At 33.3% G+C, this 15,983-nt stretch carries 11 protein-coding genes; 5 read left to right on the top strand and 6 right to left on the bottom strand.

Going from position 1 to position 15,983, the window contains the following annotated elements; translation table 11 throughout:
* Positions 1-4 precede the first annotated feature (4 nt).
* From lrgB to msrB, 3 genes are all read left to right on the top strand, one after another.
* Positions 5-697 carry an antiholin-like protein LrgB gene (gene lrgB, locus DN389_RS22775; RefSeq protein ID WP_000168869.1) on the top strand — a complete coding sequence of 231 codons (693 nt, stop codon included), beginning with the start codon at positions 5-7 and terminating at the stop codon, positions 695-697.
* A 328-nt stretch (positions 698-1,025) separates the two neighbouring features.
* A complete protein-coding gene (locus DN389_RS22770) occupies positions 1,026-2,069 on the top strand; it encodes an AI-2E family transporter (RefSeq protein ID WP_149237644.1) in 1,044 nt (347 codons plus the stop codon).
* A gap of 91 nt (positions 2,070-2,160) precedes the next feature.
* Positions 2,161-3,126 (top strand): peptide-methionine (R)-S-oxide reductase MsrB, encoded by a 966-nt coding sequence (msrB, locus tag DN389_RS22765; protein WP_046958602.1) that lies wholly within the window; start codon positions 2,161-2,163, stop codon positions 3,124-3,126.
* A gap of 25 nt (positions 3,127-3,151) precedes the next feature.
* Here msrB and DN389_RS22760 read toward each other — a convergent pair whose 3' ends face one another.
* Positions 3,152-6,268 (bottom strand): efflux RND transporter permease subunit, encoded by a 3,117-nt coding sequence (locus tag DN389_RS22760; RefSeq protein WP_098191148.1) that lies wholly within the window; start codon positions 6,266-6,268, stop codon positions 3,152-3,154.
* 293 nt (positions 6,269-6,561) lie between these two features.
* Here DN389_RS22760 and DN389_RS22755 point away from each other — a divergent pair, with 293 nt between their 5' ends.
* Positions 6,562-7,434 (top strand): TetR/AcrR family transcriptional regulator, encoded by an 873-nt coding sequence (locus tag DN389_RS22755; RefSeq protein WP_097858877.1) that lies wholly within the window; start codon positions 6,562-6,564, stop codon positions 7,432-7,434.
* A gap of 190 nt (positions 7,435-7,624) precedes the next feature.
* On the opposite strand, the gene DN389_RS22750 is transcribed toward DN389_RS22755, so the two are convergent.
* The 5 genes from DN389_RS22750 to DN389_RS22730 form a co-directional block, all read right to left on the bottom strand.
* The gene (locus DN389_RS22750) at positions 7,625-9,085 is read right to left on the bottom strand and encodes an ArnT family glycosyltransferase (RefSeq protein ID WP_097914816.1); all 1,461 of its coding nucleotides are present in this window, start codon (positions 9,083-9,085) and stop codon (positions 7,625-7,627) included.
* Positions 9,086-9,182: 97 nt separating this feature from the next.
* Positions 9,183-10,775, bottom strand: coding sequence for an ABC-F family ATP-binding cassette domain-containing protein (locus DN389_RS22745; protein WP_003295909.1), 1,593 nt, complete (start codon positions 10,773-10,775; stop codon positions 9,183-9,185).
* A 246-nt stretch (positions 10,776-11,021) separates the two neighbouring features.
* Entirely contained in the window at positions 11,022-11,843 is an 822-nt protein-coding gene (locus DN389_RS22740; RefSeq protein WP_046958597.1) for a glycosyltransferase family 2 protein, read from the bottom strand.
* 28 nt (positions 11,844-11,871) lie between these two features.
* Positions 11,872-13,326, bottom strand: coding sequence for an oligosaccharide flippase family protein (locus DN389_RS22735; protein WP_060487927.1), 1,455 nt, complete (start codon positions 13,324-13,326; stop codon positions 11,872-11,874).
* Positions 13,327-13,761: 435 nt separating this feature from the next.
* Entirely contained in the window at positions 13,762-14,274 is a 513-nt protein-coding gene (locus DN389_RS22730) for an acyl-CoA thioesterase (protein ID WP_000412137.1), read from the bottom strand.
* A 320-nt stretch (positions 14,275-14,594) separates the two neighbouring features.
* On the opposite strand from DN389_RS22730, the gene DN389_RS22725 reads away from it, so the two are divergent.
* A complete protein-coding gene (locus DN389_RS22725; RefSeq protein WP_098191149.1) occupies positions 14,595-15,908 on the top strand; it encodes an ArnT family glycosyltransferase in 1,314 nt (437 codons plus the stop codon).
* Positions 15,909-15,983 lie beyond the last annotated feature (75 nt).

Genomic DNA, 15,983 nt, shown 5'->3' with positions numbered 1-15,983 from the left:
GAACATGGCAAGCACAATGACTCCATATTTCGGAATCGTCGTTTCATTAATCGCATACGGAATCGGAACATTATTATTTAAGCATTCAAAAGGATTCTTCTTATTCACACCATTATTCGTAGCGATGGTATTAGGAATTGTCTTTCTAAAAGTAGGTAACTTTACTTTTGAAGAATATAATACTGGCGGAAAAATGATTAGCTTCTTCTTAGAACCAGCAACAATCGCGTTTGCAATTCCATTATATAAACAAGTGGATAAGTTGAAAAAATATTGGTGGCAAATTTTATCGGCTATCGTGGTTGGATCTATTTGCTCAGTAATTGTCGTGTTCATTGTTGCAAAAGCAATTGGTCTAGATACAGCAGTAATGAATTCAATGTTACCACAAGCAGCAACAACAGCAATTGCATTACCGATCTCTGAAAGTATTGGTGGTATACCAGCAATTACATCGTTTGCAGTTATTTTTAACGCGGTTATTGTATACGCATTAGGAGCATTATTCTTAAAAACATTTAGAGTAAAACATCCAATTGCAAAAGGTTTAGCACTTGGAACAGCAGGTCACGCATTAGGAGTGGCAGTAGGAATTGAAATGGGTGAAGTAGAGGCAGCTATGGCAAGTATTGCTGTAACAGTAGTAGGGGTTGTAACTGTAGTTGTCATACCGATGTTTATGCCATTCATTGGCTAATAAAACTTACTTAAAAAAATGAGAAAAGCAAGCTATTTGTAGGACAGATTTCTACTGATAGCTTGCTTTTTATGTTACAGTAGTGGTAAGACCTATTTTAAAAAAATGTAAGTTTCCTTAAATCTTCATTAATACTGTGTAGAATACGTTTTGAATTAGGTCATTGTATTGTAAAATAAGAAGTAAGCTACTATAGGATCTGCTAAGAGAGATCTATAATAAGTTTATAAAAATCTTTATATGAATAAATAATTAAAGGTAGAGAAGAGAGAAAAAATCTACTTATTAACGTTTTACTTTATAGGACAGGAGAGAGTACTCGTCGATTATGCAAATAAAAAACCTGTTTCAAAGCAAAGGATTTCAGAGGTTTCTCGTATTAGTAATACTTGCTCTCATGTTATACGGGCTGCAAAGTATGTTGAATTTAATTTTAATTACGTTTATTCTCACGTATTTAATGGATCGATTCCAAAAGTTTATTTCCCGCAAATTAGATCACTTCATGCCCATTAATCGAAAGCTCATTATAGCATTTCTATATGTAATGTTAATCGGTGGAATTGTTATTACATTATTCAAATATTTACCAGTATTAACGATACAAATTTCACAATTGATTTATCAATTTAACGTGTTTTTAAGAAACCCACCAGATAGTGAATTAATTAAGTATGCAGTTAACGCTGTCAATCATATGGAACTTTCGAAATATGTAGGACAAGGCGTTGACATTTTGTATAAATCGATTACGAATGTTGGAAAATTTGGCCTTCAAGTATTACTTTCTTTAATTTTAAGTTTATTTTTCTTATTGGAGAAAGCTCGTATCGTTGCTTTTACTGCAAAATTTAAAGAAAGCCGACTTGCAATTTTCTATACTGAAATTGAGTACTTCGGTAAGAAATTTGCACGTTCATTCGGAAAAGTAATTGAAGCACAATTTTTAATTGCAGTTGTTAACTGTGTTTTATCCGTTATTGCACTATGGATATTAGGATTCCCGCAATTATTAGGTTTAGCGTTAATGATCTTCTTACTTGGTTTAATTCCAGTAGCTGGGGTTATCATTTCGTTATTCCCGCTTTGTATGATTGCTTACAATATTGGCGGTATTATGTACGTTGTTTATATTTTAATTATCGTAACAGTAATTCATGCGCTTGAAAGTTACGTGTTAAATCCGAAGTTCATGTCGCAAAAAACAAACTTACCGATTTTCTATACATTTATGGTATTAATCTTCTCAGAACACTTCTTAGGTGTATGGGGATTAATTATCGGTATTCCAATCTTCATTTTCTTATTAGATGTCTTAGATGTGACAAGTGATGAAATGGAGAATGAAGCCAGAAAAAATAAGGTGAAGTAAAGAAAAAGCATCGATGTTCGATGCTTTTTCTTTTATAACATGATGTTTTTTATGCCATACTGTAAGCAGAAGATAGAATAGGGGTGAAATAATGGCTGTAAATGAAAAGGTAGAGTTAGCTACATTTGCTGGAGGGTGCTTCTGGTGTATGGTTTCGCCATTTGAAGAGATGGAAGGAATTATAAAGGTTGTTTCTGGTTATACAGGTGGTCATAAAGAGAGTCCAACATATAAAGAAGTATGTTCAGAAACGACTGGACATTATGAGGCAGTACAAATTACATTTGATGCAAATAAAATGCCGTATGAGGAGTTATTAAATATATACTGGAGACAAATTGATCCGACTGATATAGGTGGTCAATTCCACGACCGCGGACAGTCTTACGAAACAGTGATTTTTTATCATAATGAAGAACAACATAAAAAAGCAAATGCTTCAAAAGAAGAGCTTGCAAAGAGTGGACGCTTTTCAAAACCAATTGCGACAAAAATATTACCAGCAGCTACGTTTTATCCAGCTGAAGACTATCACCAAGGATATCATAAGAAAAATACATTCCGCTATGAGTTATACCGTAAAGGGTCAGGGCGGGATGCGTTTATTAAACAACATTGGCAAAAAGATAATGCTCATTTAAAAGAAAAACTAAATGAGATGCAATTTTATGTAACACAGGAAAATGGAACTGAGCCACCCTTTCAAAATGAATATTGGAATCATAAAGAAGAAGGACTTTATGTAGATATCGTCTCAGGTGAACCGTTATTTACTTCTTTAGATAAATTTGATAGCGGGTGTGGATGGCCTAGCTTTACGAAGCCAGTTATGTCAGCAAGTGTGAAAGAAAAAATGGATGTCAGTCATAATATGACGCGTACGGAAGTGAGAAGCAAAGAGGGAGATTCACATCTAGGCCATGTATTCCCGGATGGCCCAGGACCAAATGGTCTTCGTTACTGTATTAATTCCGCAGCCCTTCGATTTATCCGAAAAGAGGAATTAGAGAAAGAAGGATATGGTGATTTTCTAGTCGTATTTGGGAATAAAAAATAACCTCGCAATTAGCGAGGTTATTTTTTTATTTTACTTTTTTCTTTTTGAACTTGCTTAATACTTCATAAACGATTGGAACAATAAGAAGTGTTAATAGCGTTGAACTTGTTAATCCACCAATTACTGTTACACCAAGTCCTTTAGAAATTAAGCCGCTACCTTCAAATCCTAATGCAAGCGGGATAAGAGCCCCGATTGTTGCAATTGCAGTCATTAAAATAGGACGAAGGCGTGTTGCACCGGCTTCCAATAAGGCTTCACGTGTTGATAGCCCTTCATTTTCCTTGTGAATAACGCGGTCGATAAGTACGATAGCGTTTGTTACAACGATACCGATTAACATAAGTGCACCAATCATTGCAGAGACACTTAACGTTTCACCAGAGATTAATAAGGCAACAAGAGCTCCGATAATTGTGAATGGTAGCGAGAATAAAATTGCGAATGGTGCAAGGGCACCGCCAAATGTAACGACAAGAACGAAGTATACAATGGCAATCGCAGCTAACATCGCTAAGCCAAGTTGCTTGAATGATTCTTCAATATCTTTTGTAACACCGCCCATAGAAACATCTATGCCAGAAGGAAGATCCATTTTATCTACTTCTTTTTGAACAGCGGCAGATGCTTTTGAAACGTCATCAGATGTTAGTTTTGCACTTACTTCCGCATAAACACGGCCATCGCGGTGTTTCACTGTATTCGAAGTTTCCCCTTCTTTTACAGTCATAACATCTTTCACAGCGACTTCAGTACCAAGTGGCGTTGTAATTTTACGATTTGTTAAGTCATCGATTGTTGCATAATTTTGTTTTTCAGCTTCGACATATACGTTGACATCTTTACCGTCTTTTTTAATTGTTGTCAGAACAGGTCGATCATGTTGATTAGAAAGTCCCATTCCGATTTGTGCAGCTGTTAGACCCATTTTACTTAGTTTTTCCTGATCTGCGACTAAAGTGTACTCTGCATACGTTTTTGCAATACTAGAGTCAATATCCTTTAAGTCTTTATTTTTCTTCATGATATTTTGAATATCTTTGACAATAGGTTTAATGTCTTCCGAGCTATCTCCGTAAACGTATAGTTTAATTTCATTACTACCGCCACTCGCTCCGAAGTCTTGGTTTTTCCATTCGCCTTTTCCAGACATCTTCTGTAAATCTTTAACGACTTGCTCTTTTTCTTTTTCGAAGTTTTTCGTGTCGTTATCATATTGCACGAAGAACATTGCTTGATTTGATTGACCAGGACTCATTGGGTTTTCGCCACCTAATGAGAATTGAATTGTTTTGACGTCTTTATTATCTTGGAAGTGCTTCTCAGCTTTCGTTGCAATTTTTTCAACGTCTTCTAACGTTTGACCTGGTTCAGGGTTGTACGTTGTAATGATCATTTTTTCTTCTTCAGATGGTAAGAAACTTACACCGATAATTGGCACAAGTGCAAGACTACCAACTAATAGAAGGACAGCAATGCTTGATGTGATGATTTTATGATTTAAAGCCCATGCAAGTATGTGTTTATACCCGTTTGCTAATTTACTTGGTTTTTCTTCATGATGTACTTCTTTTTCCCTCATGCTCTCTTTTTTAAATAAAGAGTGAGCTAACATCGGCACGATTGTAACTGCTACTATTAACGATGCTAATAAAGCGAAGACGATAGTTAAGGCAAACGGTAAGAACATTTCACCAATCATACCTTTTACTAGTCCAAGCGGTAAGAATACAGCAATTGTTACAATGGTAGAAGACATAATTGGGATGAACATTTCCTTCGTAGCTTCACGAATTAAATCTTTTCCGCGCAGTTTCTCTTCTGATAACGACATTCGTCGGTAAATATTTTCAATAACAACAATGGAGTCATCAACAACGCGTCCAATAGCGACTGTCATTGCTCCAAGTGTCATAATGTTAAGCGTAATATCCATTTGTTTTATGACTAATACAGCAATTAATAAAGAAAGTGGTATGGAAACGACAGAGATTAATGTTGTTCGGATATTTCGTAGGAACAGCATAATAATAACAATCGCAAAGATAGCACCAAAAATAGCTTTACTCAGCATTGTTTCTACTGATTTTTCAATCGGTGCACCTTGGTCGAATGTTGAAATAATCTCTAAGTCTTTATATTTTTTCTCAAGTTCTTTTACTTTATCTTTCACTGCATTTACAACATCGACTGTATTCGCGTCAGCAGCCTTCACAATTTGAATTCCAATTGCTTCTTTTCCATTTGTTCGGGAAATAGATTCTGCTTTTCCGACTTCTTTAATGTCAGTAATTTCGTCTAATGTAACTGTCGGAATCCCGTTCATAGCCGCTGGATTCATTTGCGGCATTTGTGTACCAGCTCCAGCACTTTGATTACCTTGACCGCCCGGTGATGAAGGAACAGCTGGGATTTTTAATTCTTTTAATGCTTTCATTGTTGTAATATTTCCATCTACAACAACTGATTTTTCCGTGTCTTTAAATGTATATAAGCCAAGTGGTAAAGATGCGTCCGATCCTTTAATTACATTTTTTACAGTATCTTCACTTAAACCTAATTCTTTCATCTTATCTTTCTTGAAGACAAGTTGTACTTCATCTACTTGTTGACCTGAAATTTGAACAGATGCGACCCCATCAAGTCCTTTTAATCCGGGAACAACATTTTTTTCTACATTTTCAGTTAAGGTAGCTAAAGATTCATTTTTACTTGCTACGCTTAACGAAATAACTGGAAAGGCATTGAAGTTTACACGTGAAACTTTCGGGTCTTTTACACCTTCTGGGAGTTTCACATTTGTGAGAGCTTCTTTAATTTCTGTTTCAGCCTTTTCCATATTTTTATCAAAATCATATTCTACCTGAATAGAAGATGCGTTTTGAAAAGATGATGAACTAACAACGTTTACACCACTTAAATTTTGTAGTTGCTCTTCCATCGGTTTTGAAACTTTGTCAGCTACTTCTTCTGGTGTAGCACCAGGATAAACCGTAGTTACTGTTACAACAGGTGTTGTAATATCAGGAATTGTTTCCAGCTTCATATTCAGCCCAGAATAAATACCTGCAATGGTAACAATAATGGTTAGTAGCCAAACTGCGAACTTATTTTTTAACGAGAAATTAATAATTTTGTTCATGTTTGCGCTCCCTTTGTATTGTATTGACCAACTGGTCAGTCTAATACATAATATAACTGACTGATTGGTCAGTCGTCAATGAAAAGGGATGGTATAATAAAGTGAAACTTTAATCAGTGGGGATTTTTTCATCACCACTGATTATTAGTTGAACCAATCGGGCTTTTACGGGCAGTTGAGCCCCCCACCTAACTTCTTTGCTTTCGCTGAATTTTGAGGCGGGGGGCTTACTGCCCGTTAATGCGGGATAAATTCATAATAAGATGCGAGATTAAATTTAGGAGAGACATGATATGAAAGAAAAAGAGCGCTTAATTATAGAGATGGCTATGAAGTTATTTGCGACTAAGGGTGTAAATGCGACATCAGTACAGGAAATTGTGACAGCTTGTGGCATATCTAAGGGAGCTTTCTATTTATACTTTAAATCGAAAGATGAGCTTTTATTAGCAACACTCCGATATTACTATGACAAGATTCAAAATAAAATGCTGGATATTGAAAATGAATCGTTATTGCCGCGTGAAAAATTTGCAAAGCAATTGCATTGTCAGTTTAACGATATACAAAAGCATAAAGAATTTATTATTATGCATGCGAGGGAAAATGCGATTCCTTTTAATAAAGAAGTAGAAGAGTTTATGATGAGGATGAAGTTAGAGTCTCACGCATTTTATCGGAATAGTTTATTGTCTATTTATGGTGAAAAGGTTATGCCTTATTTATTAGATTTAGTCATTATGGTAGAAGGGATATGCCGTGGATATTTAGAACTAATCATTTTACAAGCACCAGAAATTGACTTATCTTATGTTTCTTCTTTTATTTTGAAAAGAGTAGATGATTTAGTAGATGGATTGGTAGAATCTTCGGAAGAACCTGTGTTACATGAAGAAAAGCTTGGAGAATTCCTTTGCAAATCAGAGCTTATTAAGGAGCAGGTTAAGGAACACTTTTTAAAAGAAATTATTGTTTTTAAACGCACATTAGCTGATCAACTAGAAGATGAGGAATTGCTTGTTACATTAGATGTTTTGGAGGCAGAAATGAGATTGCAAAATCCAAGGATCCCGGTCATTCAAGGGATGTTATCTAATTTAGAGGAACATCCAAATTTAAAAGAATTTCGCTTACGACTTATGGGGTATTACAATATAAAAAGGTAACAATGATAGTTTTCATTGTTACCTTTTTTATTAATGAACGAATACTGCTTCCTTATATTGTTGTAAATCATGTAAGGGTGTTATTACGTGAATATTTCAAAGGGCTGATATGGCATTGTGCATGTTTGGTGTACTTTTATATTATTCGATAAGATAATCTGTATTGTGTATATAAAGTTCAATAATCTTTTTATTTTAAACCTTGTATTGAGTTTCTTTTTGTTATTAGGATATGACATATATACAATCCATAGCTTTGAATAATCGTAAAGCTAGGAACGATGAAATAACGATATCTTGTTTGATATTCGATTAAGAAATGAATAGCTACATAACCAATTATTAGTAGTAAAAATAATGTATAAGGAGTTTCATTTTGTTTAGTTATTATAAGATAAAGAAGTGACAATATACCAAATAGCAAGGTGGTAACATAAATATATCTTTCGTATTTTATAAGGTTGTCTTTTAATGTGATTATATCATTGTCTTTATTTTCTAATCCAAATAAACTCCACATCGGAGCTGAATCGTAATCGGCCCACATAAGTATGAACTTGTCTTTAAATAAAAATAAAACTTTTTTCGGATCAGCTATGCGTTCTTGAATAAGTTTTTTTTCAGCGACTGTCCGTTCCTCACCAATTTCAATGGATGTAATATATTCTGCATCTTCCTCAGAATAACCGCCTTTTGTGTCATGATTAAACCCTACTGTGAATTTCCAGAGCGGATCACGATTAGAGAGCGGATATTGTGTAACACCGGTGGATATAAGTATGTAGCTAATAATATAATGTACAAGGTAAAAAATGATGAAAATACCAACAAGTTTTTTTATAGAATGGAAAACACTCTGTTTTGATTTTCCTAATATTCCTTGTAAAAAGGTATAAATAGTTACGGCAATCAAAATTAAGGCACCGAGTGGACGGATGATATCTCCTAGAGATAGGAAGATTCCTATAAAAATCCACATATATTTATGGCTTAATCCCTTTGTAATTAATATATAAAAACCAAGGTAAAAGAAGAAGGTAGCAAGGTGTTGATTTGTTAATACAGAGCTCATTATAATGCTTGGGATATATAGCGAGTATATTACACCTGCAATACGTCCAGACCATTCATTAAATACCTTTGAAGTAATCATGTAAACCAGTAATGTTGTTCCTGTACAATATGCAACATTTAAAATCTTCAGCAGTGTAGGGGATTCTCCGAATAATTTTATAATAAAAGCTTGATACATTGTAAAACCAAGTTGATACACCCATGAAGTATAGTATGTATTTTGAGCAAAACTAAAGTCGCCTTTAGCGGCTTGGACTGCGCTATAGTACATCATTGCAAAGTCAGATTCGATAGGGGTTGGAATATTGAGAATCCAGATCAATCGAATCGAAAAAGCTAAAGTAATAAGTGAAATAGTAAATACTATTTTTGACATATATTTATTCGCAATGTAACCAATAAGTAAAAGGAGTAAACCTATAATAAGGGGCGGGACTATAGCAAGGAAACGAGAACCGGAAGTACTTCCGATTATGGATATGGAATACCATGTTATGGCTGCATAAATAAATAGGCATAGTAGTAATAAACACTTTACAAAAAATGCATTGGCTTTTAGAGAAAATGTATTTTGCATTATATGTTTAAACTCCTTAATGAATTTTATAAGTTATTTCAATGAAAATGGCCCTATGCAAACTTAACTTGGTCTGCATAGGGCTTGTTTTAAGAAATTAAGAGTTTTGTTGAGACCATTCTTCTACGTCCCAAACTTTTGTTATCCAATCTTCATAAAAGTCTGGTTCGTGACATACAAGTAGAATCGTTCCTTTATATGCTTTCATAGCTTTCTTAAGCTCTTCTTTTGCTGTAACATCAAGGTGGTTTGTTGGCTCATCAAATAGTAGCCAGTTACTTTCTTCTCCCATTAGTTTACATAAACGAACCTTTGCCTGTTCACCACCACTTAATTGATTTAGAGGGCGAGAGATATGTTCATTTTTCAAACCACATTTTGCTAACATTGCACGGATTTGATGTTGGTCCATGCTAGGAAATGTATTCCACACGTCATCAATCGGTGTTATATTATCAGCTTTTACTTCTTGTTCGAAGTATGATGGCGTTAGGAAATCACCAAGGCTTGTTTTACCACTTAATGGTTTAATCTTGCCTAAAATTGTTTTTAGTAATGTTGATTTACCAACACCATTACATCCAACAATTGCAATTTTTTCACCGCGTTCAATTGTCATCGTTAATTTTGGTAATAATGGATGTGTATATCCGATTTCTACATCTTCACCTTCAAAGACGAAACGACTACTTGCGCGACACTCTTTGAAAGAGAATTCTGGCTTAATTGCTGTTTCAGGACGATCAATACGCTCCATGCGATCAAGTTGTTTTTGACGACTCTTTGCACGACCCGTCGTTGAATAACGAGCTTTGTTTTTCGCAATAAAGTCTTCTTGCTTTTTAATAAATTCGCGTTGTTTTTCATAAGCGTTTATATGCTGATTTTTATTGATTTCCGCTAGCTCTAGGAATTTTTCATATGTCGCTGTATAACGCGTCATTTTTGTGAATTCTAGATGGAAAATAACATCAACACATTTATTCATAAATTCCGTATCATGGGAAATTAATAGGAAGGCATGTGGATATTCTTTTAAATAACTTGTTAACCAATGAATATGTTCAACGTCTAGATAGTTGGTAGGTTCGTCTAATAGTAATACTTCTGGTTGTTCAAGTAGTAACTTTGCAAGTAATACTTTTGTACGTTGTCCACCACTTAATGCAGCAACATCACGATCTAAACCGATTGCATCAATTCCAAGACCACGAGCTGCTTCCTCAATTTTAATATCTAATAAATAGAAACCACCTGCTTCAAGAGCATCTTGTATTTCTGCCATTTGCTCAAGAAGTTCCTCTAATTCTTCTGGTGTAGCAGTGCCCATTTTTTCTGTAACTTCATTTAAAGCTTTTTCTTTTTGAAATAGAGGTAGAAATGCATCGGCTAATACATCACGAATTGTGCGACCGGGTGTTAAAATTGTATGTTGATCTAAATAACCGTAATTTGTACCAGGTGTCCATTCTACACGGCCCTCATCATGGATAAGTTGACCAGTAATAATATTCATAAATGTTGATTTACCAACACCATTTGCACCAACTAATCCAACGTGCTCACCCGCTAGTAATCGCATAGATACATCTTTAAATAATGTACGATCGCCAAATGTATGTCCTAGTTTTTCGACTGTTAATAAGCTCATAATATCCTCCGTCCAACTTGAAATAGTATCTTGAATCATGATACTAAATTCTTTCGTATAATGCTATCATTTCAAAATGTATATTTTTTCAAAAATTATGTTTCATTATTTTGAAAAAAATATATATGATGGTGATAAGTATGAGAGATTTATTGGAGAAGTACCAAAAACGTCGTAGCGTGAAGGGTTAGAAAAGACTATTTTGTCTATAATAGAAAGATAGATAAATAGAAGGTACAATCAGTTTATTAAAAATGATTGCACCTTTTTTAGGGGAAATAAAAATTATTTAAAGTATCCACGGATAATGCCTCTTACCCGATTTGCATGGAATTTACGTTTATTGTTAAATATATTTTGCATCATGCGGAATGTAGCGGCAACGACTGCACGTACAAGGTAAGGAAATCCATAATGTAAACGAATAACTTTACCAAAACCACCAGCGTAAGAAATAGCTCTGTTTAATGATTGTTCATCTATAGTATCCTCTTTTACAGGATGGTACACGAAAAGATTTTTTCTAAATAAACCTATATAATTTTTTTTCATACCTCGTAGTACGAAATCAGTCTCTTCACCGGCGCCATAAATTGTTCCAGATCCAACACCTAAATCTTCATTAAATGTGCCAACGTCTTGTACAAATTGTTTTGTAAAAAACAGAGCGAAAGAGGGGCCCATGAATCCATACTTATTATTTAGAATGATATCTTTATCAGGCGCATGTATTAAAGATCCTGTTTTTTCAACGTTTGTAGTGTTTGTCGATATAAATTGAATATGTGCATTTGAGTTAAACGTTGCTACTATGCTCTCTAAGACATTCGTTTCGTAAATACAATCATCATCTGGAAAAGCAATAACATCGCCATCAGCTACTTGTAAGCCGATATTTCTTGCGCGAGATAGGCCTTTAATAGGTGTATAAATATAGTTAATAGAAAAATTATTGGTATATTCCTCAAAGAGCTCAGAGATTGGAATGTCATTTTGATCTACTACAATAAGTTCGAAGTTTTTATAAGTTTGTTGTTTAAGTGACTTTAGTAGATCTAGAATATCATCACGTCTACCACAAGTGGCCATAATCAAAGAAAATTTCAATTTTAACAGCTCCTTTAAGAGGTTGCGTTTACACCTTTTTGAATCGTGCTTGTAGCTTTCCTAGTAGAGCTAATAGAATCTCATCTTTTGTTACAAATAAGATAAGAATGTATGTTGATCCGCATATCAATATTACTAGGGCGAATTGTATGATTTGTCCAGAGACTAACTTTTTTATAATAAACGCTATTGGTAAAAATGTTAGAGAATAAAATAGGTATTTAAGTTTTTGAATATCAAACAATGTATAATTCACTTTTAATTTCTTTTTTATATATATATATTCGAGAGTAATTAATCCAATGTTTGCAATGGTTGTTGTGAAAATTGCTGTTGTGGGAGTGAGTATATCGAAAAATATTAATGCGATATTGGATGCTAAGTTGACGAATCCACAAATAAATAAAAAGCGCACCAAAATATTTTCTTTCTTTTTCACATAAATAATTTGATTCGATAAGATAGACTCAATACCTACTGTGATCATATAAAAAGCAAAAATAATTAAAGTATTACCAGCGGGAGCGAATTCCTTTCCACCATAAATAATGACGGCCTTATGGGCAATGAGCATTAGACCGATTGCCGCAGGAAATAAGGTAATGAAATATACCTTTGAAATTCTATTTAATAAATATTCATATTCATTTTCAGCTGCGTTTCCAGATAAATACGAAAGCCTTGGAATCGTGACTTGTACAACACTTAACATAAGTGTATTGATGATAGTCATAATTTGGAAAGCCATAACATAGAAAGCGACTTCTATTTTTCCTGCGTATGCGCCTAAGACAAGTCGATCTAATTGTGTATATAAAATATTGGCATTTGAAAAAATAACGACTAATACTAAGGGTTTTAAATGTGGAATAATCGTTAAGTTAGAAAAATCAAATTTAACTTGGCGTTTCACATATATAAAACTAATAAAATGATTTAAGAATGTTGATAGCACTAATAAGCAGGCAAATGTTTTATAATCATTCACTCCATGAACTAGAGAGAAAAGAAGTCCAACATAGATAAGTCGAACAACAATTGTTTTTTTAGTAATGAAATCATAATTTTCATATGCTTCATTGAACCACTCCACATAAAATATATTTGAAATGAAATTGAAGCCGAAGATTAGAAGGACAGGGAATAAGTTTTCGTTACCGTATCCAATGTAACTAAAGAGTAAAAAGGATAGTAAGGCCAAAATACTAGTCGTAAAGTTAATTACATAAAGACTTGTAAATAACTTAGAAACTTTACTTTTATCATTTTTTATTAAACTCATTTCACGTAGTCCGTATTGATATACACCAAATACTGCGAATATGAAAAAATAATTAAAAATAGTTTCAGCATAGTTAACAGTTCCTATTGAATTGGCTCCTAGCATTCGATACGCGTAAGGACCAACTAAGATTGGGAGTATAATATTAAATGTATTGAGCAGTATTTTATAAAAGATATTAGAAATAATTGATTTTTGCATGATTTCACCTTTTCATTAAAGTAATACGATTTAATCAAAATATCATTTATATCGTATTAAGAACCCTTATTAGAGATAATTATTTGGCTCCATATAAAAATACATTTGAAGTGTGAATAATTTTAGTATAATGAAATACATTTTATATACAGTTTTGAAGGTATAGTTTTTTATATGAGCAATAAATCATCACCTTCATTTGTTAATTACGAGTATAAGTGTACCTTACATAAACTTTGTAAATCAACTATTGCTTGTATAGAAATAAATATAAAATAAATTGTATAAAAAAGAAAATAAGAATGGATATGCGTAGTTAAGATAGATATATATATGTTAAGGGGTGACTATAAAAATCGTAGTGGATGTTTGAATTGTTTACAAAGCAATGAGCGAATATATATACTACATATTCGCTCAGAAGGAAATTGTTTTTTATACGCTCCAAGGTTTATTTAAAGTTAGTACTTCAGCCATTTCTTTACTTTTTAGACGTCCTTTTTTTCGGTCTTCTGCACGTTCTAGACCAGTTTTGTGCAACCAATGTTCTTCTTCAGTTTCTGGCAGTACTTGCGGAACCGAAGAAGGTTTCCCATCTTTTAGAGCTACGAATGTAATAAAGCAAGTAGCAGCGATGCGACGTTCTCCTAATAATAAGCTTTCTGCGATAACCTTCACAAATACTTCCATAGATGATTTACCAGTATAACAAACAAACGCTTCGTAACAAACAGAATCAGCTTGTTGAATTGGTGTTAAAAAATTAACAGAATCAATAGATGCTGTAACGCAATGCTTTCTGCTATGTCTGGCAGCTGCAATAGAAGCAATACTATCAATTTCCGCTAATAATTTTCCACCGAATAAAGTTTGATGATTGTTCAAATCGTTTGGGAAAACACGTGTTGTTTTAATTGCTTTTGATTCTCTCATAAATTTCTTTTCCATATAATCAGCCCCTAGGTTACGTTTTCAATCAGAGTGACATGTTCTTTATGACATAAAAGGAGTATTAGTTCCTATTGGATTTTACCAGATATTCAAATGAGTAAAAGGTATGGATAGAGGGGGAGGAATACTTCTGCAAGTATATTCATGCAACTGAAAGAAAATTTATTTTGTCTAAAATGTAGTGTAAAAGAGGATTCGCTTACATTGCAAGTGAAAAGTGAAGAATACATATTTGTTATATAAATTCCCTATCAGCTGTGTGCCCATTCATGATAGAATCGTTGTGTTATGAATGGAAATAGAGGTGCAATGGACATATGAATCATATACAAACAAATTTTTCATCTTTCTTCAGTAAAATAATGGTTGGTACGATGCTCGCATTTTTTATTTATAGTTGCTGGTCAGCATTTGAAACGAGTAAGCAATTTTTTGAAGGAAGTACAATGAGTTTAACAATTATATTAGTAATTTTTATTATCCTTATTTTGTTAGTAACATCGATTTTACAATATCGTTTTACAGATAAACAATTTCTTATTTTTCTTATAGGCACATCTATAGTTGTGAGACTTAGTATGGTTATATTTATAGATGTTCCAATGATTGGTGATATGAAAGCAATGTATGAATCTGCAAAGCAGGTTGCAATTGGTAATAACATAGGGAATGTAGCTCAGTTACCTTTTATCATTTATGAATCGATTATTATTCGTATATTTGGTGATACGGTATTTGCTTTACAGCTATTTAATGTTTTATTTTGTACAGGGACCGCATTCTTCATTTATCGCATTACGTCAATGATTTTTGGGGAAGAGTGTGGTCGTATTGCATCTGGATTTTATGCTTTATATATCTCAAATATATTTATGAGTTCCTTATTAACACAAGAATCGCTCGCAATATTTCTATTTTATTTTGCTTGTTACATACTTTTATATAAAGGATTAGATCATCCTTATATGTGGGTGTTTTCAGCAATCTTCTTTGCATTTAGCAATATGATTTTCCCAATGGGATTATTTCTTCCTATTTTTATCACTGTATATGTGTTGTTAATTGAATTTTTTCAATCAGCAACGAAACAAAAAGTGCTATTAAAGATGATAGGCATACTAATTCTATTTTATAGTGCTCATTTTTGTGTGAATTACGGAATTAAGGCAATGGGAATGTCCCAATACACGATTTCGAATGAGATGTATGTTCAATCTGTTTTAATTGGGAAAAATCAAAGTGAGGAAAAAATAACGAAAAATCAAAGTGTATCAGAGCACATTAATCAAAAGTTAAAAGAGATTGAAGATGAAAGATTTAATCTTTTAAAACCAGTGATTAATCAGTTTTCAGATGAGGGAGTAAATTCTATTCTATTTAAATGTGAAAAACTTATATATATAACGGTAACATTATTTATGGCTATAGCATTATTACATTTCCTTATTAAGACAAAACAAAATGAAGGATATATGTTGTTCTTATTGTTAATTAGTGGATATGTGTTGTTAAGACTTTTCCAAGTACATATGGCATATTACAATATGATTGTGCCAGCCTTGTTTATTTTACAAAGCTTTGGTGTTTATATGAGTTATGTTTACTGTCAAAAAATATTTTTCAGAAAATAAAAAGAATCCATTTTGGATTCTTTTTTTGTAGATGGATGATTAGAGTTCATACAAAGGAGAGATGAAGAATCTCCA

The organism is Bacillus sp. AY3-1 (genome assembly GCF_008368785.1).
Lineage (GTDB): Bacteria > Bacillota > Bacilli > Bacillales > Bacillaceae_G > Bacillus_A > Bacillus_A wiedmannii.
Note: the sequence above shows the minus strand (reverse complement) of the source record. Positions and strands in the feature narration are given on the sequence as shown.

Coding starts and splice junctions, on each gene's coding strand:
- DN389_RS22730 (WP_000412137.1), bottom strand. CDS start 14,274: ATGGAAAAGAAATTTATGAGAGAATCAAAAGCAATTAAAACAACACGT.
- DN389_RS22755 (WP_097858877.1), top strand. CDS start 6,562: ATGAAAGAAAAAGAGCGCTTAATTATAGAGATGGCTATGAAGTTATTT.
- DN389_RS22725 (WP_098191149.1), top strand. CDS start 14,595: ATGAATCATATACAAACAAATTTTTCATCTTTCTTCAGTAAAATAATG.
- DN389_RS22760 (WP_098191148.1), bottom strand. CDS start 6,268: ATGAACAAAATTATTAATTTCTCGTTAAAAAATAAGTTCGCAGTTTGG.
- DN389_RS22750 (WP_097914816.1), bottom strand. CDS start 9,085: ATGCAAAATACATTTTCTCTAAAAGCCAATGCATTTTTTGTAAAGTGT.
- lrgB (WP_000168869.1), top strand. CDS start 5: ATGGCAAGCACAATGACTCCATATTTCGGAATCGTCGTTTCATTAATC.
- DN389_RS22735 (WP_060487927.1), bottom strand. CDS start 13,326: ATGCAAAAATCAATTATTTCTAATATCTTTTATAAAATACTGCTCAAT.
- DN389_RS22770 (WP_149237644.1), top strand. CDS start 1,026: ATGCAAATAAAAAACCTGTTTCAAAGCAAAGGATTTCAGAGGTTTCTC.
- msrB (WP_046958602.1), top strand. CDS start 2,161: ATGGCTGTAAATGAAAAGGTAGAGTTAGCTACATTTGCTGGAGGGTGC.
- DN389_RS22745 (WP_003295909.1), bottom strand. CDS start 10,775: ATGATTCAAGATACTATTTCAAGTTGGACGGAGGATATTATGAGCTTA.